We start from the raw sequence: 20,821 nt of genomic DNA, 5'->3' as shown, positions 1-20,821 counted from the left end.
CACCGTGCGGTACGCCGTGTGGATGGTCTGCGTGGCGGTGTTGCCGTCGGTGTCGGTCAGGGACGCCCGGAAGGCGACGGTGCTGGGCTTCTTCGCATGGGTGAGGGTGAGGTACCGCTTGCCGGTGTGGTCCGTGTAGACGGTGGCCGTCTTCCAGGTGTGGCCGCCGTCGTACGACACGCGCACGGTCAGCGACTTCAGGTGGCCCTTGGCCGCGGCCGGGCCATGCAGCGACAGTGGCACCCTGAGGCGGGCGCCCGCCTTGGCGGTGTCGGTCAGGCTCAGCTTCGGGTGGAAGCGGACGACGGAGAGCGGGAAGGGGACCCCCTTCGTCTCACCGTTGTCGCGGGAGGTGAAGGTCCACACCGCGTCCACGTGGTCGCTGGTCCCGTAGTCCTTGGTGCGGTCGGTGCTGATGGACAGCCGGTAGCGCGTCGGCGCGGCGGGCAGGCCGCCGTAGACGCTCAGGCAGGTGTCGTCGGTGGTGGAAGTGAAGACCCGGGAGCCGGAGCTGAGCCGGGTGGTGACGGTGGTCCGCGGGAGGTAGGCGAAGTTGCCCGGGCCGTCGGAGAACATCGGCACGCATATGTAGGAGTATCCGCCGTACCGTGTGGCGCCGGTTCCGGACGCCGGTGCGACGGCCGGGCCGTGGACGCCGCCGTTGAAGGCGACCCGGTACGTGCGGCCCGGCTCGAAGCGGCGGGCGGTGAGGAAGGAGGCCGTGTCCTCGTTGTGCGAGCCGTTGGCGATCCGGGCGCCCAGGTTCCAGCGCAGGCCGCGGTCGGTGCTCAGGTACTGCACGAGAGCGCCGGTCGGCGCCGGGCGCTGGAGGCCTTCCGAGAAGATGGACGCCCGGTCGAGCTCCGGCCAGTCGGGGGTGGACCAGCTCACCTGGGGGGCGGTGGTGGCCCGGGTCAGGGCGGTCGCGACCGAGGTGTTCACCCGGGCCATGTCCCGGGTGGTGGAGAAGGCGCGGTTCAGGCCGGTGAAGAAGGAGCCGGTACGAGTGGTCACGAGGTTGTACGTCGGTGAGGTGGCAGTGCGCTGCCAGATCCCGCCGAACTGGGCGACGAAGGAACCGGCCGTGGTCCCGGAACCGATCTGGCCGAGGGCGGTGTCACCGACGTCGACGGAGTTCCCGCCGACGTAGTCGTAGGCCGGCTCGGCGCCGCGGGCCGCGAAAAGGACCTGCGCGTCGCGCGCGGTGGCCCGGCGGTCCGGGGCGGTGACCTTCACCGGCTTGGCCCTGCGCCCGTCGAGGGCGAGATCGGTGTCGTGGCCGAGCATCAGACGGGGTGCCACCAACAGGGCGGTCTTCCCCCGGGGATCGGTCGTCTGGGCGTCGATCACATAGTGGCCCTTGGGCAGCCGCAGGGTGACCGTGTCGTCGGGGTGGTTCTTGTCGTCGTCGAACGGCGTGTACTGCTTGCCGGTGTCCAGGTTCGCCACGGTGACGCCGGGTGCGTCGTCGCGCTTGCCGTCGCGGCGGGTGACGGTCAGCTTCAGCTTGTACGACTCCACCTCACGGATGACGCCCAGGGCGGTGCGCACGCTCTGTCCGTCGCCGCTCGCGGTCACCGCGCCGGAGTAGGCGCCGTCGGCGCCGCCGAGCCGGGTGTCGGCGGTCACCGTGGCCTGCGCGGTGCCCCCGGCCGGGACGGTCAGCCGGGCCGGGGAGACCGTGAACATGCCGGTCGGTGCGCTGCCGCCGCCGGGGCCGGTGACGTCGGAGGTCAGATCCAGGGTGACGGGCTTCGTGCCCGAGTTGCGGTACGTCAGCGTCCGGGACGTCGACTGGTCGTCGTCGTGCGGCCAGGAGGCGGTGCCGAAGCCGAGGGAGGCCGGCTCGGTGGTGACGTCGGCGCCGGTCGCCCGGGTCAGGTCCACCCGGCCCGCCCCGACCTCGTACGCGGTGGTGCCGGTCAGCGGCTTCGCCGAGGCGGTCAGCGCGGCCTTGATCCGCTCGCCGGTCCAGTCGGGGTGCTCCTGGGCGAGGATCGCGGCGGCGCCCGCGACGTGCGGGGTGGCCATGGAGGTGCCCGACATCGACACGTACCCGGGCGCCACCTCCTCGCCCTCGCTGCCGTGGGTGGCCCGCGCGGCGACGATGTCGACGCCGGGCGCGGTGATGTCCGGCTTCAGCGCGCCGTCCGCGGTCGGGCCGCGGCTGGAGAAGTCGGCGACCTTGTCGTGCCGGTCCACCGCCACGACGGTCAGCGCGGCCGCGGCCGAGCCAGGCGTGCCGACGGTGGTGTCGGAGGGGCCGTCGTTGCCCGCGGCGATCACGAACAGGGCGTGGGAGGAGGCCGACAGGTCGTTCACGGCCTTCTCCAGGGGGTCCACCCCCGGGGCGTCCGTGTCGCCCAGGCTCATGCTGACGACCCTGGCGCCCTGCGCCACGGCCCACTGCATACCGGCGATGATCGACGAGTCCGATCCGGCGCCGGTGTCGTCCATGACCTTGCCGACCAGCAGCTTCGCACCGGGCGCCACACCCTTGTACTTGCCGTGGCTTTCCGCACCGGAGCCGACGATGGTGGAGGCGACGTGGGTGCCGTGTCCCTGCTTGTCGTCGGTCGAGACGCTGCCGGAGTCGGAGTCGGCGAAGTTCTTGGTCTTGAGGATGCTGCCCTTGAGGTCCGGGTGGGTGGCGTCGACGCCGGTGTCCAGGACGGCGACCTTCACGCCCTTGCCGTCGTAGCCCTGTTTCCAGGCCGCGGGGGCGCCGATCTGTGCGACACCGCCCTCGGGATCGAGGGCTCCGCTGTCCTGTACGGCCGCCTCGACCCGCCCGTCGAGCCACACCCGGTCGATACCGGGCGCGGCGGCCACGGCGCTGTCGCCGGTGACCGTGTCCGTCAGCGCCCGCCACACGTCGCCGGCGTCCGGCTTGTCGGCGGTCAGTGCCTCGCCGCGGACGGCGGGCAGCACTCGCTCGACCTCTGCGTCGGCGGCGGCCAGGGCACGTCTGGCGACGGCCTGGGTGCCGCTGCCGCCCCGGTAGGAGACGATCAGCGGCACCTGCTTGCGGTGGGCGTCGTCGTAGCCGTCCTTGACGAGTTGCGTGATGTCGAACAGGCGGCGGTCCAGCCGCCCGCTGCCCAGCAGCCGCGTCGCGTCCTGCGGGACGACGTAGGTGTGGCCGGCGAACCGGCGTATCGAGAAGCCGATGTGGCCGCGGCCCTCGCCGCGCCGCACACCGGTCACCTTGCCCGTGCCGTCCACGCTCACGGTGTCACCGGTCACCAGCGTCACCCGGGCACCGGCCCGGGCCGATCCGCTCGTCGCTGTGGCCGTCAGGTCCGCCGACGGGCCCGCTGCCGCTGGGGTGACGACGGTGGCGGTGAGCCCGGCGACCGCCGCCAGGGCCGGTATCCCGTATGCGGCACTCCGCGCCGTCAGTCTTCGTGCGATGCGGCTGTGCCTGTTCCGCAATGTGCTCTCTCGCTTCCCCATAGGTCGGTGGATGGTTCCGGATGAAGGGCGCAGGGGCGGCCCCGTACCCACGCAGGGGGCGCGTGGGTACGGGCCGCCCGAGCCGTCGGCGGGGGAGTGCCGTCGGCCGTGATCGAGTCTTGGCCTGCGGGGGATTGGTCAGTAGGTCCTCACGGGCACTGAAAAATCGGGCCGGACCCGTGCTCCTGCCGGGCCTCGGCCGTTCGGCCGGTGTGCGCGGCCCGCGGCGTCGTGGCAAGTGGCCTTTCGGCTGATCCCGCCGTGCCGGTGGGAGGTTAGGGTCACGCCGTGGATCTCCTGAGCAGCGTGCGTGCCCTCGGTACGCCTCCCGGACCGGACGGCCGTCGGTGGGACTTTCTGAAGGCGTTCGGCATCGTCCTTCTGTTGCTGGCGGCAGGCGTGGACCTGCTGTTCGCGGGCCTCAACGAGGGTGCGCTGTGGCCTCAGCTGGTGGTGCTGCCCGTCGGTCTGGCGGCGCTCCTTTGGCCCGTCGCCCGGCGCCCTGCATGGCTCACCGTGGCGGTGCGCACCACCGTGCCCGCGGTGCTCTCCGGCGCCGTGACGGCTGCCGTGTTCCTGTCCGGCCGGGAGGCGATGTCCGGCCCCGGTGAGATCGCGATCCTGCTGTGCCTGCTCCTGATCGCGGTGCGTGACTGCCCCGTGCGGTGGGCGGCGGTGTGCGGCGTTCTGGGCGCGGTGGCGGTTCTGGCGCTGCCCTACCGGCAGGCCCTCGGCGAGTCATCGGTCAACCCGTTCACCATGCTGTTGCCGGTCTGCGCGGTGGCCGGACTCGCCGGATACCTGCGCGCGCTGGAGCACCGCCGCCGCGTGGCGGTCACCGAGACCCAACGGGCCGAACGCCTCGCGATGGCGGCCGACCTCCACGACTTCGTGGCCCACCATGTCACCGGGATCCTCGTGCAGTCGCAGGTGGCCCAGCACCTGGCCATGTCGGACCCCGAGCGTCTGACCGGGATCCTGAAGGACGTCGAACGCGCCGCCACCGAGGCCCTGGCCTCCATGCGCCGTACCGTCGGCCTGATGCGCGACGTCCCGGCGGCTGGGGACACCGACCGCCACCCGACGGGCGATCTGGCCGCACTCCCCGAACTGGTGGAAGGCTTCGTCGGGCCCGTCGGCCCGAAAGCCGCCCTGCGCCGCGACCCCTCGGTGCCCGACGACCTGCCCCATGAGGTGCAGGCCGCCGCCTACCGGGTCGTCCAGGAGGCCCTCACCAACGTACGGCGGCACGCCGCCGATGCCACCGAGGTGACGGTCGGTCTTTCCCACGACGGCCGTGCGCTGGAGGTGACGGTGCGCGACGACGGCCGTGGCGGCACCCGGCTGCCGGCCGCCGCGCGGGGCGGCGGCTTCGGCTTGGTCGGGTTGACCGAACGGGTCACCGCGCTCGGCGGCAAGCTGTCTACGGGCCCCCGATCCGACCGCCGGGGCTGGGAAGTCGTAGCGATCCTGCCGGCGGAGAAGACGCCGTCGTGACCGCCTCGGCACGCCCGGCCGGACGCCGCGGTGAGAGGGAGCGCGGCTGTCATCGCCGTGCCGGTGAGCAGGGGCACCACGGAGTGTCGAACGCGCTGCTCCGCGGTCGATGACCTAGCCGGCTGATCCAGACGGCGAGTTCGTACGGGCAGTCCACGGAGGGGGCGCACCTTCCCTGAGGACCGGGTCGGCAGCCGTGCCGGGGCCCATGACGCTCCGTCATCCGCCGTTCGGCCGAGGTCCCGCCCCTCCCGGTCGGTCGCTTGTGGCCGTTCGGCCGAGGCGGCTCTCCTGCCGCGAGGGAAGAGTGGAGCCCGCTCCACGCCCACCGCACGCATGCCCGCACCGTCATGCGGTCCGGTCGCGTGGGCTCCTCAGGTGACCGGGACAGGAGAGATGAACATGGTGATCCGGGTGGTCGTCGTGGACGACCAGGACATGGTGCGTTCGGGGTTCGCGGCGCTGCTGTCGGCGCAGGGCGACATCGACGTCGTGGGTGAGGCGCCCAACGGCCGGCTCGGCATCGAGGTCAGCCGCAGCACACACGCCGACGTGGTGCTGATGGACGTACGGATGCCGGAGATGGACGGGCTCGAAGCGGCACGGCGGCTGCTGGATCCGCCGCCCGGCGTGATCCACCGTCCCAAGGTGCTCATGCTGACCACTTTCGACATCGACGACTACGTCTACGAGGCCCTGCACGCCGGAGCCAGCGACCTCCTCCTCAAGAACGCCCCGGTCGCCGAACTCGTGCAGGCCGTGCGGGTGATCGCCGCCGGTGAGGCACTGCTCGCCCCGTCCGTCACCCGCCGCCTCATCGAGGACGTGACCCGACGCCGCCCCGTCCCGCGCCGGGACACGTCTGTGCGGCTAAACGGCCTCACGCCCCGCGAGACGGAGGTTCTGCTGCTGGTCGCGCAGGGCCTGTCCAACGCGGAGATCGCCAAGACGCTGGTGGTGGCCGAGCAGACCGTCAAGACCCACATGACCCGGCTTCTCACCAAGCTCGCTGCCCGCGACCGGGCGCAACTCGTCGTCATGGCCTACGAGTCGGGGCTGGTCGCCCCCGGCAGGCCCCAGACGGCACCGGGCACGTAGTACCAGGGCATGTAGTACCCGGGTGTGACACCGGAGTTGGCACTCGGGTGTGACGTGCCCTTCCCTTCTCGCGCTTTAGCGTCACCGCGCCCTGACCAACCAGACCGGTTTCGCACGGAGCGCGCATGCACCACCACCTCGACATCGACCACATCGTTCGGCTCTACCGCACCTACCCCCACGATCTCGACCGGGTCCGCGAGCAGCAGCGGGTACTGCTCGCGCCGCCGACCTCGCTGAAGGCCCAACTCGACGACATCGAGGCGGAGATCACCTACCTCCTGCTGCGCGAGGCCCGCCCCGAGACGGTGGTTGAGATCGGTACCTTCCACGGCTGGTCCACCACCTGGATCCTCCAGGCCCTGAAGGACAACGGCACCGGCCACCTGTACTCGTACGACATCGTGGACCATGTCGGGCGGAACGTCCCGGAGCGGCTGTCCACCGGCCGCTGGACGTTCACGCAGGGGGACGCGCGGGAGAACCTGGAGAAGATCCCGGACACCGCGGACTTCCTGTTCATCGACGCGGCGCACTCGGCGAGTTTCGCCCGCTGGTACATCCAGCACCTGCTGCCGCGCATGCGGCCGGGTATACCGGTGTGCGTCCACGACGTCTTCCACGGCCGGCGGCCGCTGCCGTTCACCGAGGGCGCGGTCGTCCTGCGCTGGCTCGCCGAACAGGAGAACACCTACTTCAGCGCCTCCCAGGCGCACGCCCCCGAGATGCACCACCGTCTGAACGACGTCAAACGAAGCCTCGCTCTGGGCCATCCCCTCCGCGACAGCAGGGACAACCCGATGATCTTCTTCACCCTGCGCTGAGTTCGTCCGGAGCGCCGACACAGCGATGCCCCCGGCGGACAGGGAGAGTTCCCGCCGGGGGCTGCTCGGTGCGGACCCGTGCGTCAGAACGCGGGGACCGCCGAGGGCCGGGCCTTGTTGATGTTGCTGACGAGGTTGCCGGCCAGCGGGAAGTTGGCCTTGCCCCACGTGGCGTTGGACAGCTTGGTCTTCAGGTCGCTCTTCATCAGGTCCAGGGTGAGCAGGCCCGGCTTGTCCCAGCCGCCGTTGCCCCAGGCCTCGGGCACCTCTCCCCACTTGGCGAAGCGGAAGGCGTGGGTGCTCGCGCCGTCCTTGTGGTAGACGATCTCGACGTGGTTGCCGTCCATGGGCACCTCGTTGATCGGGTGGGTGCTGTAGCCACCGTGCCGGGAGGCGGCCAGGTAGCTGGGCTTCTCCGAGCCTTGCTTCTGGAAGACCACGACGGACTCCCAGTCGTGGCGGTGTCCGAAGGCGTCAGCGCCGTTGAGCGTCTGGTCCTTCTCGAAGTAGAGCCCGTAGACGTACGCGCACCAGCCGTTCCTGCACAGCGACTGCGAGTACGTGTTGGCCTTGCCGAGGTGGCCGGTCCGGCAACCACCGGTGATCGACCCGCTGTTCTTGAGGCCGCCGTTGAGGGTTCCGTTCGCGTCGATGGCCGCCGCGGGGAAGCAGCCGTCCGAGTCGTAGTCGAAGTCCGGCATGTACTTCTTCTGGAAGGCGGTGGCGTTCGGCGTCAGCGGGGTCAGCACGGCGGCCGAGGCGCTGCCCTGCAGGCCGGCGGTCAGCGCGGTGGCGCTGAGCGCGACGAGCAAGGTCTTGCCGTGGCGGCCGCGGGGCTTACCGCTGCGCTTGACTGCGTGGGACATGTGCTGCGTCTCCAGTTGCTCGGTCCGCCGGGAATCCGGCGTGGTCCGTGCCGGGAAATCCGGCGGGGCGAGACCGAGACTGGGCAGCGGGACATTGTTCAGCACCGGGATTCATCGGGGTGAAAAATCCCGCGCCGAAGGTTGGCAGGTCGTTTGCCATGCCGTCACACACCGCACACCCCGGGGCCGCCCAAACACGAAGAGCCCCTTTGGGACGGGGATGACCCCGACGCCGGCGACTCCGGTACCTCGCCGGACAGGGAGACCCAGGAACGCGGCCCGGCTCACCGGGGCACGTAGGCGGCCTCGGCCACACGCGGACACGCTCGGCGAATTGATCGCCGCCGCGCGCACCCACGGGGAACAGTTGCGGCCGCGGGTGGCGTCGGCGGCGTGTTTCTCAAAGATCATGAAGTCACGGAACGACGCCGGGCACACCGGCGACCGTGGCCCCGTCGGCCAGCCCCAGGGTGTCGTAGCGGGAGATCTCGAACTCGGCGGAGAACGCGGACGGAATCGTGAAAGCGCCTCCGGTGCGGTCGGATTCGTCGGGTGTGTGCCACCCGTGGCCGGTGTCGATCTGGGTGTCGATGCGGTTGAGGATGCGCCGCATCTGCGGCAGCGAGCGCGTCGAGTCGTTCTTTGCGTGGCCTCAACGTCGGTGGGGCATCAGGTGGTCGTGCGGAATCTCGTCGACAGTGCCGACCATTGCTGGGCGTGGCCCATGGCGCAGTGGTCATCGTCCGCGTAGAGCACCATTCGGGGCTTCGAGGGCGAGGTCGATCGAGTCTTGGGATCTTGGTGTTGTACCGCAGGCTGGTGCGCGGCTACGAGCTGCTGCCTCGCAGTTCGGAGTGGCGGGTGTACTGGGCGGTGACCGCGGTGATACTACGTCGGCTGTCCGGGTGATCACGCCGGCGGCATACCGCATGACCGGCGGGGAGCTGACGCTCGGAGCGGTGCTGGCGCGGCTGGAGGAGCGGGAAGGAGAGGTCGCCTCGCAGGCCGGGGCGACGAAGAAGCAGATCGCGCAGCTGACCGCACACCTCAACGAACTCGACCGGACCGTCGAGGAAGTCCGGATCACCCGAAAGACACTGCTGGAGCTGCCCGACCCGCAACCGTACGCGCCGCCGAATCTGCCGGACCATCCGGCCTACCAGCAGATCATGGCGGCCGACCATCCACTGCGGGCGCGGCGGGTCTGCGAGGCGATGGACCTGATGGTCGCACCCAACAACATCAACAGCATCCGCCTGAAGCTCAAGCGGCTGACCGACCGCGGGATCCTGGTCGAGACCGAGCGGGGCTTGTTCACCCAGCCCCGGCCGTGGCCGTCCGGCGCCGCCGCGACCTGCCGACCATCCCGGACCAAGGAAGAATCGGGCATAAATTCTCATAACACCCCCCGTATCGGATACCAGTAGGGCTCTGGGTGGATACTTCCCGCCCGGACTTTTTGTGTTCCCCGTGGCTCCCGCCGTCGGGGCGGAGCCGTCGCCGATCATGATGCTGCTCTTGCCGCAACGGCTCTACGCAGGCGACGAGTTCACCGATCGCATTCGGCGACAGTACGGTGACCCGGTACTCCGCCACGATCAACTCACGCACCCCGACCTCCGTCATGCACAGTTCAACGAGCTATTCGGGCACCGAGCCGCGTGCCGGGGCGGACGGCAGGGCGAGTATGTGGGTGGTCGTCGCGGTGCATCGCCCAGGGCCCGCCGATGCGGCGACGAGCTCTCGGTCCGTTGCTCGTGCGTCATCGTGCGTCGGAGGGGCGGCGCAGGAGGACGGTCTCGGCGCCGCGAAGGAAGATCTCGATGCTCAGGTCGAGTTGGCTTCTGTCGTAGGTGTCGATGCCACGTTCGACGATCCGGGCGAGGTTCTCGAATGCCTGGCGGTCGCGTCCTTCGACGGATTCGCGTGTCAGCCGTGGCCGGAGGCGTTCGCCGCTGTGTGACACGTAGAGGGCGTCGTGGGCGTAGGCCCAGCAGAGGTTGGTCAGCAGGGCGAGGCAGCGCACCGTGCCCTCGTCGTCGAAGCCCGCTTCTGTCATCCGTTTTGCGATGGCTTCAGCCGGCTCGATGAACTGCGTGTAGAGCGAGTCGTCCGGCATGAGGTGCTCGGCGAGGGCGTCGGCGGCGATCAGGCGGTCGGTGAAGGCGGTTGCGTAGATGCGGCATGCCTCCTGCCACGAGGCGTCCGCTGGGATCTCAACGCCCGGTGAGCCCTTCGAGAAGGCGTCGAGCGCCAGAAGCTTCAGCAGGGATTCCCTGTCACTGACGTGATGGTTCACCGCCTTGCGGTCGACTCCGAGCTTGTCGGCCACGGCCTGCATGGTCAGTGTGCCTGTGTTCAGGGAGCGGGCCGCCTCGATGATGCGCTCCAGGTCGATTCCCGCCCGTCGCCCGCGTCCCCTCCGGCCATCGGTCGCCGGTGTCCGCTCTGTGGCGTTCATCGCTTCTGCCTCTCGTGATTCGTGGGGGTTGACGCGGCGCACACCCGAGCATAGCTTGCTGGCAGCTTCAATTCCCGGGCGGGAATTGAAGCGGGAGTTGAACGAAGGGACTCGTCATGAGCACTGTCGCCACAGGCCACGGCACTAAGGCAGCCAAGATCAAGATCACCAGAGAAGACCTGCTCGGCACGGAGCGGCGCTGGCGACGCTTCGGTGAGCCGACGCCGGCCGGCGGATCGCTGAACGAGGACGGCACCCCCGACTACGGCCTTTTCGGGCCCGGAAGCGTCGCCTGGGAGGTCCTCCTCCACCCGGCCACCGTCGTCTTCCTCAATGCCGCCCAGAGTGCGGTGCAGACGAAGGGGTACAACCCGATCAACGCCGGCCTGCGCGACCGCGACCCGATGGCTCGCAAAGCGCGGGAAGGCACGCTCAACATGCTGGACGTGTTCGACCGGCTGTCACGCAACTCGGGCATGCACGCTCCCATGTGGCTCGGTGACACGAAGACCGCCCAGCTGATGGCCAAGCACCTCCACGCCATCCACAAGAAGGTGGTCGGCGACGTCATCGACATCGCACGGCCCGAGCTCGGCGGCTACGCGGCGAGCGAGCCGCGCGACGCCATGTGGGCCGCGCTGACGGAGATGCATCCCATGCTGCGCGTGTATGAGGCGTTCGCCTTCCGCGACGGCAAGAAGCCCCATCGCCTTTCTCCGGAGCAGCGCGACCAGTTCATCGCCGAGTCGGCGGCCTACATGAGACTCGTCGGCGCCCCCGAGGAGGACATACCCGCCTCGATGGACGAACTGGGGGCCCTCTACGAGAAGTACGCGGATCTCTTCGAACCCAGTCAGACGGTCAACCTCGCCCCCGGAACGGGCGATGACTGGTTCAAGCTGGTGATGCACACGGTGAAGCAGAACTTCCACATCTCACACCTGCGAGCCGTCATCCCGTACATGCTGCAGACCACAGTGGTCGAACTCCCCGTCATGGGCGCGCTGCCGGCCAAGATGCGCCACTCGATGGGTCTCAGCCCGCGCAAGAGCAAGCGTGCCGCCCGCGCGGCAAAGCTCTTCCTGCCGATCGCCTGGCTGATGCAGCAGGGCCCCTACGAGCGCTACATCCTGCGCCGCATGTGGGGGCCGGACAGCATCCGCCTGCTTGAGTCCGCTCGCCGCCTTCACGAGCAGACGCTCGCGCAGCGTGCCATTAGCCAGTTGGCCGGGAGCCCTACACATACGTCCGCACCCGTCGCGTGACAAGTGGACAGACCGCGACGGACCGCTCCGCCGCACTCCCGTGGTCTGCCCCGGCCGCCTCCCGGGTGCCACACACTCGGGGGGCGGCAACTCAGGCCCTTACAACGACCAGCCCAACATGCCCATGACCGCCGACTGGCCGGGACACCTCACTGCCACCATTCAGACGACGGCAAAAGAACCTATATCCAGTCCCGAAACCAGGTAGCGCGTGGCCTCATCCGAGCCGGATGAGGCCACCGCGTTCACGCGCTGCCGTCGGGTGCGGCGGCGAGCTCGAGGATCCATGCGCCCCACACCGCGTCGGCACGTGATTCGGGCAGTTCGAGCAGCGTGGACACGGTGAGCACTAATCCTGTGGCGAAGAAGGTGCGCACCTGCATCGCGTCCGCGCCCGTCAAGCGGGTGATGACTTCCTGGAGTTGGAGCTGTCGCTGCTTGACTGCCTCCCGCACCGTCTCGTCGGCCGCCGCGGCGTAGCCCTGCAGCATCACGAGGCCGATGGTGTGCTCGTTGTGCAGCAGGCGCCCGTAGGCGTCGCCGAGCCCGGTCAGTGTGGGCTCGGCATCGGTGAAGGCGGCCTCGATCCGGTCGAAGGCGGCGTGCACGACATCGAGGAACAGGCTGCGCTTCGAGCCGAACATTTGCACGATGCGTGGGTGGGAGACACCGACTCTCGCAGCGATGGCTTCCAGGCGCGTCCCCGCCAGACCGTTCGCGGCGAACTCGGCGTCAGCGGCCTTCATGATCTCCGCACGCCGTTCGGTCGCCGGCTTGCGCACGGGAGCGGGCTTGCTCACACCGGGGCCGACGCGGCCTGGATCTGGTCCAGCACGCCCTTGTAGTCGTACAGGCACCGGTAGGCGTGGATGAGGCCGTCCTCGCCGAGCTCCAGGCGGTCGTCGCCGTGGAACTCGACACGGCGACCGGTGCCCGCGAGGGTGCCGCTGAAGCGCCAGGCCACGAGCACGGCGCGGCGGGTCACCTCGCCGTACAGCCCCATCCGGGTGAAGGAGTAGTCCGGGAACATGCCCGCCATGTGGTTCACGAACCGGCGGATGGAGTCCGGTCCGTACGCGGTCTGGCCCAGGGCGGGTTCGTCGTAGACGAGGTCGTTGGCACACAGCGCGGCGACCGCGTCACCGTCGTGATCGTTCCATGCCTTCTCCCACCGGGCGCAGAAGTCCTCGATGGCAGCGGTGTCTGTGGCGGCCACATCGGCCATGAGCGTAGTCATGTATCTAACTTACAAGTTAGTAAGAAGAGGATGCAATATGCAGCCATACCCTTTCTGGAGCGCTTCGCCGCTGTGGGGCGCCGGAGCGAGGCAGGTCGTGGGGCGTCACCTGCCTGGGCGAAGAGGCTCAGAGCGAAGTCAATGACTGAATCAAGCCGCTTGCGTGACTGGAGGGGCGGGGGTGAAGACTCGGTTGTCGCGCACGAGTGCCCACCGGACGTCAGCGCGTCGGCATTTCAGGGCGACCACGTCTTGGACGTGCGTGCATGACAGGGACCAGGGTCATGTCCCTTGTGGTGCAACGTTAGGACTCTGTTGGTGACGGTCGAGTGTGTCGTGGCCACGTGGACCACCAGCTCGGGGAATTCTTCGTCGCAGGCTTCGGTCAGATGGACGCGGCAGCCGCTCCAGGCGGTGTCCCGTTTGACCCAGTAGTGCGCCTCGGTGTCGTAGGGCGAGTCAAAGCGCAGGTGGGCTGGCGGCAGGGTGTGGCCGTCCCGCCGGCGCAGCAGTCCGCGTGCCCTGCGGCAGCGACCGCAGACGAGGCGGGGCGGAAGCGGCCCAGGCGGCAGCGAGAATCTTCTGCCCGTCCCGGCCGGTCTGCTCGGCCCCTCGGTCACCGCGGCCTTCCCGCCCGGCAGCTTGCGGATCTCCACCTTCCGTCCGTAGCACCTGCCCCACTCCGGCGCGATCAGCGGAGTCAGCCAGGCGGGGGCGGCCTCGGTCAGCTCCTCCAGAGCGGCCCGCAGCGTCTCCCCGACCAGCTCCAGGCGGCTGAGGATGCGCACCGCGGCCAGCACATGGGTGGCGTCGGTACGCTGTCGGCCCCGGCCAGCAGGTCGGCCTTGACCAAGCGCTCCAGTATCGCCTCAAGCAGCCGGTCCACAGCGTCGTTCTCGGCCGGCCGGGCCCGAAACTCGCACAGCACCGAGTGGTCGAACCCGGGATCGTCCAGCTCCAGGCCGAGCGCGTACTTCCAGTCGATCCTTGTCCTCACCGCGTCCGCTGACCGTTCGGAGAGGTTCTCCGCGAACTGCAGCACCGACACCAGTGCCAGCTGTCCCGCGACAGCCCCGGCCTGCCGTCTGCGGGATAGAGCCCGGTGAACTCCTCGTCCTCGAGTAACACGTCCAACCGGTCCCTGATCAGCATCGTCGGAGTGCCCGTCGGACACGCTGCCCGTCCCGTGCGCACCGTCCTGACCGGGATCCTCTGATGGCTTTCCGGCCGCAGCGACATGTCGCACCCCGCTTCGTGTCGACATAACAGGCGGCCCGGATCATCACGTGTTTGTCGAGATGGTTGACCTCGCCTTCAGAATTGAATATAAGCTAAATTAAAATTCCTTCTCGCGCCCGCAGCCTCACGTGCAGCGTCGGCTCGGCATCAGGGAGTCGCCCCATGGACTTTGGAACGATCATCCAGAACTCTGCCGTCCGCCACGGCGACCGGGTCTCCGTGTGGTGCGACGGCAGGACGCAAACCCACGCAGAGCTGTTCGACCGCTCCTGCCGCCTGGCGAACATGCTCACCGGGCTCGGCCTCGTCAAGGGCGATCGGGTGGCCATGCTCAGCCCGAACGCCTTCGAGATACCGGAGCAGATCGCCGGGATCGCCATGGGCGGGTTCGTGCGGGCTGGGCTCTACGCCCATGAGACCGGTGAGGTCAACGCCTATCTGCTCGGACTGGTCGACGCCAAGGCGATGCTGGTCAACGCGAAGCTGATCGACGAGATCCGCCCGCACTTCGACTCGCTGCCGGAGCTCAAGCACGTCATCGTGTTCGACGGCCCGGCCACGGACGGAGCCCTTGAATACGAAGCTGTCCTCGCGGCTGCGGAGAGTGGCCGCCCCTCTGTGGTGTCGGGTCCCGACGACATCCACGTGATCCGGTTCTCCGCCGGAACGACGGGCCGCCCCAAGGGCATCGTCCACACCGTCCAGCAGTGGCTGGACAACAATGCCGAGTACCGATGGGTGACTCCTCAGCTCGACGAGCGGGACGCCTACCTGGCCGCGGGGCAGCTCACCCACGCCGCCGTCCTCTGGCTGTGGCCGCTGCTGCAGGTCGGCGGTCGCATCATCGTGATGCCCGGCTTCGAGGCAGGCCGCGCCCTCGAGCTCATCGAGGAGCAGAAGCCCACGGTGACCCTGGTCGTGCCGACGATGATCCAGGCGATGCTGGCCCACCCCGATATCGAACGTCGCGATCTGAGCAGTCTGCGCTGCCTCAACTACGCGGCCTCCCCGATATCGGAGACGACCATGACGCGGGCCCTGAAGAGGTTCGGCCCGGTCCTTTACCAGCTCTACGCGCAGAGTGAGTCAATCACCATCACCATGCTCCTGCCCCACCAGCACAAGCCGGACGGGACAGAGGAGGAGCGGCGCCTCATGCGCTCTGTGGGGCGGCCGACCCCGAACACGACCGTCACCGTTGTGGACGACGAGGGAAACCCACTGCCGCCATACGAGATCGGTGAGATCGCGGCCAAGGCACCAGGTGGCATGAAGGAGATCTGGAAGGATCCCGAGGCCACCGCCGCCCGGATACTCCCCGACGGCAGCATCCTCACTCGTGACATGGGCTACCTCGACGACCATGGCGTCTTGTTCCTCGCGGACCGCAAGGAGGACATGATCATCTCTGGGGGCTACAACATCTGGCCCGCCCAGCTCGAGAACGCCATCGAGTCCATCCCGGGAGTCCGGGAGGTATGCGTGATCGGCGTCCCGCATGAGAAGTGGGGGGAAACTCCCCGCGCATTCGTGGTGCTCGATCCGGACCGCTCGCTGACTGAGGAGGAGATCATCGCCGAGACCAGGCGGATGGTGGGTCCCACCAAGAAGGTGACCAGCGTGGAGTTCGTCGACTCGCTCCCCAAGTCGGGAGTGGGCAAGATCCTGCGCCGTCAGGTCCGCGACCGGTTCTGGAAGGGTGCGGCGCACCGTATCTCCGGAGCCTGAGAACAGGTCGGTGGTGCTTTCCAGGAGACCGACGGTGATGACACCGGGTGCGGGCCGGCTCGCGCGAGCCCGTTCCAGATCCCTCCGGCCCAGCGGACGCGTTCGGCGAGGAGCTTCTCGGCTACTTGGGCCGCCCGCCCGAACGGGCGCGCTCGAAGAGGGCGGTGCCCAGCTCGTTCTTCAGGGTGTGGATCTGCCTGGCGACGGCGGACTGGACGAGGTGCAGCAGCTCGGAGGCGGGCAGCACGCCGCCCGCCTCCGCCACTGTGACCAGCGCCTTGGGCTGCTTGATGTCCGTAGGCGAGCTGGTGTCCGTCGCGCATGGCGAGGGCGCGCAGGGAGACGGCGAACCGGTCCCGCCCACCACGTCGAGCACGATGTCCACGCCCCGGCCGCCGATGTGTCCGCAGACCCGGTCGAGCCAGCCGTCAATCTGCACCACCAGGTCGGCACCCGGCGGTCCGCGCGGCCTCGGTGCTGCGAGATCCGCTGACCACCGCGATGCTGCGCAATCCCAAGGCGCGGCATAGAGGCAGCGCTGCGGTATCGCTGCCGCAGGCGGAGCCATGTATCAGCACCGTCTCGTGGGCCTGGGCCTGGGCCCTGGCGCGCCGGGTGAGGCGCTAGGTGGCCGGTGAGGGAGTCGGCCGTCATCCCGGCGGCAGAGATGGCCGGCACGGTGCCGGGTCGTGCGAACACCTGACCGGGCTCCACAGCGATGACCTGCTGCCAGTTCCCATCGGGAGCCAGCACCGCGGCCGGCTGCCCCGGCGCCGGTCCACTGTCCGCGGGCACGCAGCGCACGATGCCCGCGGCTTCCGCTGCCGGCGCGTAGGGCAGGTCATTCCTGGTCTGATACGGGCCCCGCGTGCGGAGCAGGTCGGGGTAGCCGACGCCGCGGCATCCAGGTCCACCACTGCCCGCCCGTCGGTGTCTGCTTGTCGATCTCCACTGGCCGCAGGTCATCCGGGCGGGGCGAGTTCACCGAGCTGCTGCGCGAGCACTCGCACTTCCTCCTGCGATGAGTAACTCCACGCGACGCTCCCGCCAGGGCAGGGCCTCGGTGGTCAGGAGCGCTGATCGACGCTGCCCGCAACCGAACCCGTACCTCGCCCGGCCCGGGTGAAGGGACCGCGACATCGCACGAGGTGATCCCTTCAACGCCCGCGCCGGTCTTGACGATCCACCGCCGCGACGCCGCCTCCTGGTGCTCTTGCTTCGAGGTTGTGGTCGCAGCGACCTCGATTCCGTCCCGGGACATCTCGCCGCATGCCCGGGCGCAGACCTCAGCCGCGGCCCTTCGATGCCAGGTCACGTCCGATGAGATCCTTCATGATCTCGGTGGTGCCGCCGTAGATCGTCTGGATCCTTGTGTCGACGTACGCCCGGCCGACCGGGTACTCCGTCATGTAGCCGTAGCCGCCGTGCAGTTGCAGACATCGGTCGACGACCCGCTTCTGTAGCTCGCTCACGAACCACTTGCCCTTGGCCGCGTCCACCGGGGTCAGCTGGCCCGCGTTGTAGGCGTGCACCGAGCGGTCGACGTAGGCCTCCGCCACGTCGATCTCGGTGGCCATCTCGGCGAGTTCGAAGCGGATGTGCTGGAAGTCGCCGATGGGTTTGCCGAATGCCCGGCGCTCGAAGCAGTAGTCGCGGGTGAGGTCGAAGATCGCCCGGCTGGTGGCGATCGCCATGGCGGTCACTCCGAGCCGTTCCCTGGGCAGATGGCTCATGAGCTGCTGCAGGCCCGTGCCCGGGGCGCCGAGCACGTTGGCGGCCGGCACGCGTACGTCCTCGAAGTAGAGCTCGGCGGTGTCCTGAGCGGGGAGTCCGATCTTGTCCAACTTGCGGCCACGGGTGAAGCCCGGCATGTCCCGCTCGACCACCAGGAGGCTGAAACCGCGCGACCCGGCGTCGGGGTCCGTGCGTGCGGCGACGATCACCAGGTCCGCCGTCATTCCGCTGGAGATGAAGGTCTTCTGGCCGTTCAGGATCCAGTCGTCGCCGTCCCTGCGGGCCGAGGTACGGATACCGCGCAGGTCGCTGCCGGTTCCCGGTTCGGTCATCGCGAGTGCGCCGATGACGTGACCGGAGCCGAAGCCGGGCAGCCAGCGCCGCTTCTGCTCGTCATCGGTCAGATCCAGCAGGTAGTGCAGCACCAGGTCGTCCTGCAGGGCGACGGTGAGACCGAAGGACAGCGCGTGGACGCGGGCGACCTCCTCGCAGACGACCATGCGGTAGCGGTAGTCGCTCTCGGCGGCGCCGCCGTATTCCTCACCGATCTGCAGCCCGTAGATTCCCTGCTGCGCGGCCGTGGCGAGGACCTTGCGGTCGATCCACCGTTCGGACTCCCACCGGTCGTGGTGGGGGACGACCTCGCGGGCGAGGAACTCGCGGACGGTCTCGCGGTACTGCTCGTGGTCTTCGGTGTACAGATCCCGTCGCATGGGTCAGCCGAGCCTCTCGATGATGGTGACATTGGCCTGGCCGCCGCCTTCGCACATGGTCTGCAGGCCGTAGCGGCCGCCGGTGCGTTCCAGTTCGTTGAGCAGGGAGGTCATCAGCCGGGTGCCGGTGGCGCCGAGCGGGTGGCCGAGCGCGATGGCGCCGCCGTTGACGTTGACCCGGGCCGGGTCGGCGCCGATGTCGGCCTGCCAGGCGAGGACGACCGAGGCGAAGGCCTCGTTGATCTCGACCAGATCGATGTCGTCGATCGTGAGCCCGGCCTTCTTCAGGGCGTGCTCGGTGGCCGGGATGGGCGCGGCCAGCATCATCACGGGGTCGGCGCCGCGTACCGACAGATGGTGGATACGCGCCCGGGGTGTGAACCCGTGTGTGCGTACGGCCTGTTCGGAGGCGATGAGCATCGCGGAGGACGCGTCGGAGATCTGGCTGGACACCGCGGCGGTCAGCCGCCCGCCGGGCGTCAGTGTCCTGAGCCCCGCCATCTTCTCCAGGGTGGTGTCGGCACGCGGGCCCTCGTCGGCCGTGACTCCGTCGAACGGGATGATCTCGGCGTCGAAGCGGCCTTCCCTCTGGGCGGCCAGGGCACGCCGGTGGCTCTCCAGCGCGAACTCCTCCATCACCGACCGCTCAAGGCCCCACTTCTCCGCGATCATCTCGGCGCCGCGGAACTGGGAGATCTCCTGGTCGCCGTAGCGCTCCCGCCAGCCCTGGGAACCGGTCCACGGGTCGGTGGCGCCGTAGGGCTCACCTGCGCCGAACGCGGACAGGATCGGGAACTGGCTCATCTTCTGCACGCCGCCGGCCACGATGAGATCGGCCGTGCCGGACATGACAGCCTGCGCGGCGAAGTGCACGGCCTGCTGGGACGAGCCGCACTGCCGGTCGATGGTCACACCGGGCACCGACTCGGGCAGTCCGGCGGCCAGCGCGCAGGTACGGGCGATGTCGCCGGCCTGCGAGCCGATCTGGTCCAGGCAGCCGAAGATGACGTCGTCGATCGCGGCCGGGTCGAAGTCGCCGCGCCCGACCAGGGAACGGATGACGTGGGCGCCGAGATCGGCCGGGTGGGTCCGGGCGAAGCCGCCACCGCGCCGGCCGACAGGGGTGCGCAGCGCGTCGATGATGTACGCCTCGGGCATGAGGTCCTCCAGTGGAAGGGGATGTGGGGTGAGTGGGGAAGGGGATGCGGGTGACGGCGGGCCCGGAGGTCAGGGCGTGCCGAGTCCGTGTCGCACCAGGCTCTGAGCGGTGCGGATGACGCCGGTCAGCGAACCCTGCCGGGGGTTCCACCACTCTGGTGTCCAGTTGAGGGCGCCCATGACCAGCATGCGAGCCGCACGCAGGTCCAGGCCGTCCCTGATGGCTCCCGCGGCCTTCGCGGTCGCCAGCAGGTCCCGCCACAGCGCGAGGTAGGCGCCGCTCTCCTCGCGCAGCCGGGCGCGTACCTCCTCGGGCAGCTGGCCGCTGTTGCGGGTGACGGCGGTGGCGAAGTCCGACAGATCCAGCTCCACCTGGAGATGTGCCTTTACGGCGGCGCAGATCCGGTCCATCGGTGGTGTGCCGGCGGGCAGTGCGGCCAGCTCGGTCTCGACGTGCTCCCGCAGCCGCAGCTGGCCGACCACCATCACCTCGGTGATCAGTACTTCGCGGGAGGGGAAGTAGTAGTAGACGGCGGGCGTACGCACTCCGGCGAGGTCGGCGATGTCCGAGAGCCGGGTCGCCGCGTAGCCCTTGAGGCTCAGTACCCGCGCCGCGGCGCCGAGGATCCGGTCCCGGGTGGCCGCCGACTTCGCCTCCGGTACCGGTTTCGTCATGTTGTTCCTGCTGGTGGTGTCCACAGAGAGTGCCTCCTACGGCATCGAGTAGCCGCCGCTGACCGAGAGGACCTGGCCGGTCACCTGCCGGGCCGCGCGCTCCGAGGAGACCCAGACCACCGCGTCGGCGACGTCCTGGGCCGTGGTGAGCCGGCGTAGCGGGATCTGCCTGCGCACCGCCTCGATCTGCCGGTCGTCGAAGACGGCGTCCTGGCCGCCGACCGCCCACAGGCTGCGGGTGCCGATCGCGTCGGGGCTCTCGGGGAGTACCAGTCCGGGGCAGACGACGTTCGACCGGATGCCGTGCCGGCCGTGCTCCCGGGCGACGGTGCGGGCCAGCGCGATCAGCGCGGCCTTGGTCGCCCCGTACACCCCTTGCCGTATCTCGCCGAAGGCCGCGTCGCTGGAGATGAACACGATCGAACCGCTTCCCACCCCCTGCATCGCGTTGAGTGCGCCCTGGGTGCACTCGACGGCGCCGAACAGATTGACGTCGACCATGCGCCGCCAGCCGTCGCGGTCGGTGTCCTCGGCGATGAACCCCGGCAGGCTCAGGCCCGCGTTGTTCACCAGTACGTCGATCCCGCCCCACGCCTCGGCGACCCGGTCGACCATGGCCCTGCCCGATCCTTCGACCGCCAGGTCCGCCACGGCGACCTCCGCCTCGGCCGCCCCGCGCTCCAGCGCCTCGGCCCGCACCTTTGCGGCCTGGTCGCCGTCGATGTCGCAGATCAGCACGCGCGCGCCTTCGGCGGCGAAGCCGTGCACGATTCCGCGGCCGATGTTGGAGGCGCCGCCGGTGACCAGCACCTGCGCGCCGCCGAGTCCCAGATCCATGCTCTCTCCGCTCCCTCGCACCCCGGCCGCTTC

The 20,821-nt window shown here is 69.4% G+C and carries 19 protein-coding genes; 6 read left to right on the top strand and 13 right to left on the bottom strand.

Annotated features, from left to right (window positions below; translation table 11 throughout):
- On the bottom strand, window positions 1–3,456 hold a 3,456-nt coding region (locus tag AQJ46_RS47875; RefSeq protein WP_079072796.1), incomplete at its 3' end, for a S8 family peptidase.
- Window positions 3,457–3,753: 297 nt separating this feature from the next.
- On the opposite strand from AQJ46_RS47875, the gene AQJ46_RS47870 reads away from it, so the two are divergent.
- From AQJ46_RS47870 to AQJ46_RS47860, 3 genes are all read left to right on the top strand, one after another.
- Complete coding sequence (locus AQJ46_RS47870) at window positions 3,754–4,953, top strand: sensor histidine kinase (protein ID WP_225887625.1); 1,200 nt, start codon at window positions 3,754–3,756, stop codon at window positions 4,951–4,953.
- Window positions 4,954–5,355: 402 nt separating this feature from the next.
- Entirely contained in the window at window positions 5,356–6,051 is a 696-nt protein-coding gene (locus tag AQJ46_RS47865; protein ID WP_059211647.1) for a response regulator, read from the top strand.
- 125 nt (window positions 6,052–6,176) lie between these two features.
- Complete coding sequence (locus AQJ46_RS47860) at window positions 6,177–6,875, top strand: class I SAM-dependent methyltransferase (RefSeq protein WP_059211634.1); 699 nt, start codon at window positions 6,177–6,179, stop codon at window positions 6,873–6,875.
- A gap of 83 nt (window positions 6,876–6,958) precedes the next feature.
- Here the strand turns inward: AQJ46_RS47860 and AQJ46_RS47855 are convergent, their stop codons facing one another.
- Window positions 6,959–7,741 carry an NPP1 family protein gene (locus AQJ46_RS47855; RefSeq protein ID WP_059211646.1) on the bottom strand — a complete coding sequence of 261 codons (783 nt, stop codon included), beginning with the start codon at window positions 7,739–7,741 and terminating at the stop codon, window positions 6,959–6,961.
- Window positions 7,742–8,156: 415 nt separating this feature from the next.
- On the bottom strand, window positions 8,157–8,354 hold the full coding sequence (locus AQJ46_RS47850) for a hypothetical protein (RefSeq protein WP_059211633.1): 198 nt from the start codon (window positions 8,352–8,354) through the stop codon (window positions 8,157–8,159).
- 292 nt (window positions 8,355–8,646) lie between these two features.
- Here AQJ46_RS47850 and AQJ46_RS47845 point away from each other — a divergent pair, with 292 nt between their 5' ends.
- Complete coding sequence (locus tag AQJ46_RS47845; RefSeq protein ID WP_225887624.1) at window positions 8,647–9,168, top strand: hypothetical protein; 522 nt, start codon at window positions 8,647–8,649, stop codon at window positions 9,166–9,168.
- Between the two features lie 335 nt (window positions 9,169–9,503).
- On the opposite strand, the gene AQJ46_RS47840 is transcribed toward AQJ46_RS47845, so the two are convergent.
- Window positions 9,504–10,202: a TetR family transcriptional regulator gene (locus AQJ46_RS47840; RefSeq protein WP_059211632.1), complete on the bottom strand. Its 699-nt coding sequence runs from the start codon at window positions 10,200–10,202 to the stop codon at window positions 9,504–9,506.
- 116 nt (window positions 10,203–10,318) lie between these two features.
- Between AQJ46_RS47840 and AQJ46_RS47835 the strand changes: the two genes are divergently transcribed.
- Entirely contained in the window at window positions 10,319–11,467 is a 1,149-nt protein-coding gene (locus AQJ46_RS47835; protein ID WP_059211631.1) for an oxygenase MpaB family protein, read from the top strand.
- Between the two features lie 245 nt (window positions 11,468–11,712).
- Here AQJ46_RS47835 and AQJ46_RS47830 read toward each other — a convergent pair whose 3' ends face one another.
- The 4 genes from AQJ46_RS47830 to AQJ46_RS59265 all read right to left on the bottom strand — a co-directional run bounded on the left by AQJ46_RS47830 (window position 11,713) and on the right by AQJ46_RS59265 (window position 13,968).
- On the bottom strand, window positions 11,713–12,249 hold the full coding sequence (locus AQJ46_RS47830) for a TetR/AcrR family transcriptional regulator (protein ID WP_225887623.1): 537 nt from the start codon (window positions 12,247–12,249) through the stop codon (window positions 11,713–11,715).
- A gap of 14 nt (window positions 12,250–12,263) precedes the next feature.
- The gene (locus AQJ46_RS47825; protein WP_225887622.1) at window positions 12,264–12,704 is read right to left on the bottom strand and encodes a nuclear transport factor 2 family protein; all 441 of its coding nucleotides are present in this window, start codon (window positions 12,702–12,704) and stop codon (window positions 12,264–12,266) included.
- Between the two features lie 236 nt (window positions 12,705–12,940).
- Window positions 12,941–13,492: a hypothetical protein gene (locus tag AQJ46_RS54960; RefSeq protein ID WP_159064210.1), complete on the bottom strand. Its 552-nt coding sequence runs from the start codon at window positions 13,490–13,492 to the stop codon at window positions 12,941–12,943.
- Window positions 13,429–13,968 carry a transposase gene (locus AQJ46_RS59265; RefSeq protein WP_107117486.1) on the bottom strand — a complete coding sequence of 180 codons (540 nt, stop codon included), beginning with the start codon at window positions 13,966–13,968 and terminating at the stop codon, window positions 13,429–13,431. The genes AQJ46_RS54960 and AQJ46_RS59265 overlap by 64 nt, the downstream gene beginning before the upstream one ends.
- A 137-nt stretch (window positions 13,969–14,105) precedes the next feature.
- On the opposite strand from AQJ46_RS59265, the gene AQJ46_RS47815 reads away from it, so the two are divergent.
- Window positions 14,106–15,671: a class I adenylate-forming enzyme family protein gene (locus AQJ46_RS47815; RefSeq protein WP_059211629.1), complete on the top strand. Its 1,566-nt coding sequence runs from the start codon at window positions 14,106–14,108 to the stop codon at window positions 15,669–15,671.
- 121 nt (window positions 15,672–15,792) lie between these two features.
- On the opposite strand, the gene AQJ46_RS58025 is transcribed toward AQJ46_RS47815, so the two are convergent.
- The 5 genes from AQJ46_RS58025 to AQJ46_RS47790 form a co-directional block, all read right to left on the bottom strand.
- A complete protein-coding gene (locus tag AQJ46_RS58025) occupies window positions 15,793–16,113 on the bottom strand; it encodes a helix-turn-helix domain-containing protein (protein WP_059211628.1) in 321 nt (106 codons plus the stop codon).
- Between the two features lie 844 nt (window positions 16,114–16,957).
- On the bottom strand, window positions 16,958–18,118 hold the full coding sequence (locus AQJ46_RS47805) for an acyl-CoA dehydrogenase family protein (protein ID WP_059211627.1): 1,161 nt from the start codon (window positions 18,116–18,118) through the stop codon (window positions 16,958–16,960).
- A 3-nt stretch (window positions 18,119–18,121) separates the two neighbouring features.
- Complete coding sequence (locus tag AQJ46_RS47800) at window positions 18,122–19,276, bottom strand: acetyl-CoA C-acetyltransferase (RefSeq protein ID WP_059211626.1); 1,155 nt, start codon at window positions 19,274–19,276, stop codon at window positions 18,122–18,124.
- Between the two features lie 69 nt (window positions 19,277–19,345).
- The gene (locus AQJ46_RS47795; RefSeq protein ID WP_213084260.1) at window positions 19,346–19,975 is read right to left on the bottom strand and encodes a TetR/AcrR family transcriptional regulator; all 630 of its coding nucleotides are present in this window, start codon (window positions 19,973–19,975) and stop codon (window positions 19,346–19,348) included.
- A 12-nt stretch (window positions 19,976–19,987) separates the two neighbouring features.
- Window positions 19,988–20,788 (bottom strand): SDR family NAD(P)-dependent oxidoreductase, encoded by an 801-nt coding sequence (locus AQJ46_RS47790; protein WP_059211625.1) that lies wholly within the window; start codon window positions 20,786–20,788, stop codon window positions 19,988–19,990.
- Between the last annotated feature and the right edge of the window lie 33 nt (window positions 20,789–20,821).

The sequence above is a fragment of the Streptomyces canus genome (genome assembly GCF_001514145.1).
GTDB classification, from domain to species: Bacteria; Actinomycetota; Actinomycetes; order Streptomycetales; family Streptomycetaceae; genus Streptomyces; species Streptomyces canus.
Note: the sequence above shows the minus strand (reverse complement) of the source record. Positions and strands in the feature narration are given on the sequence as shown.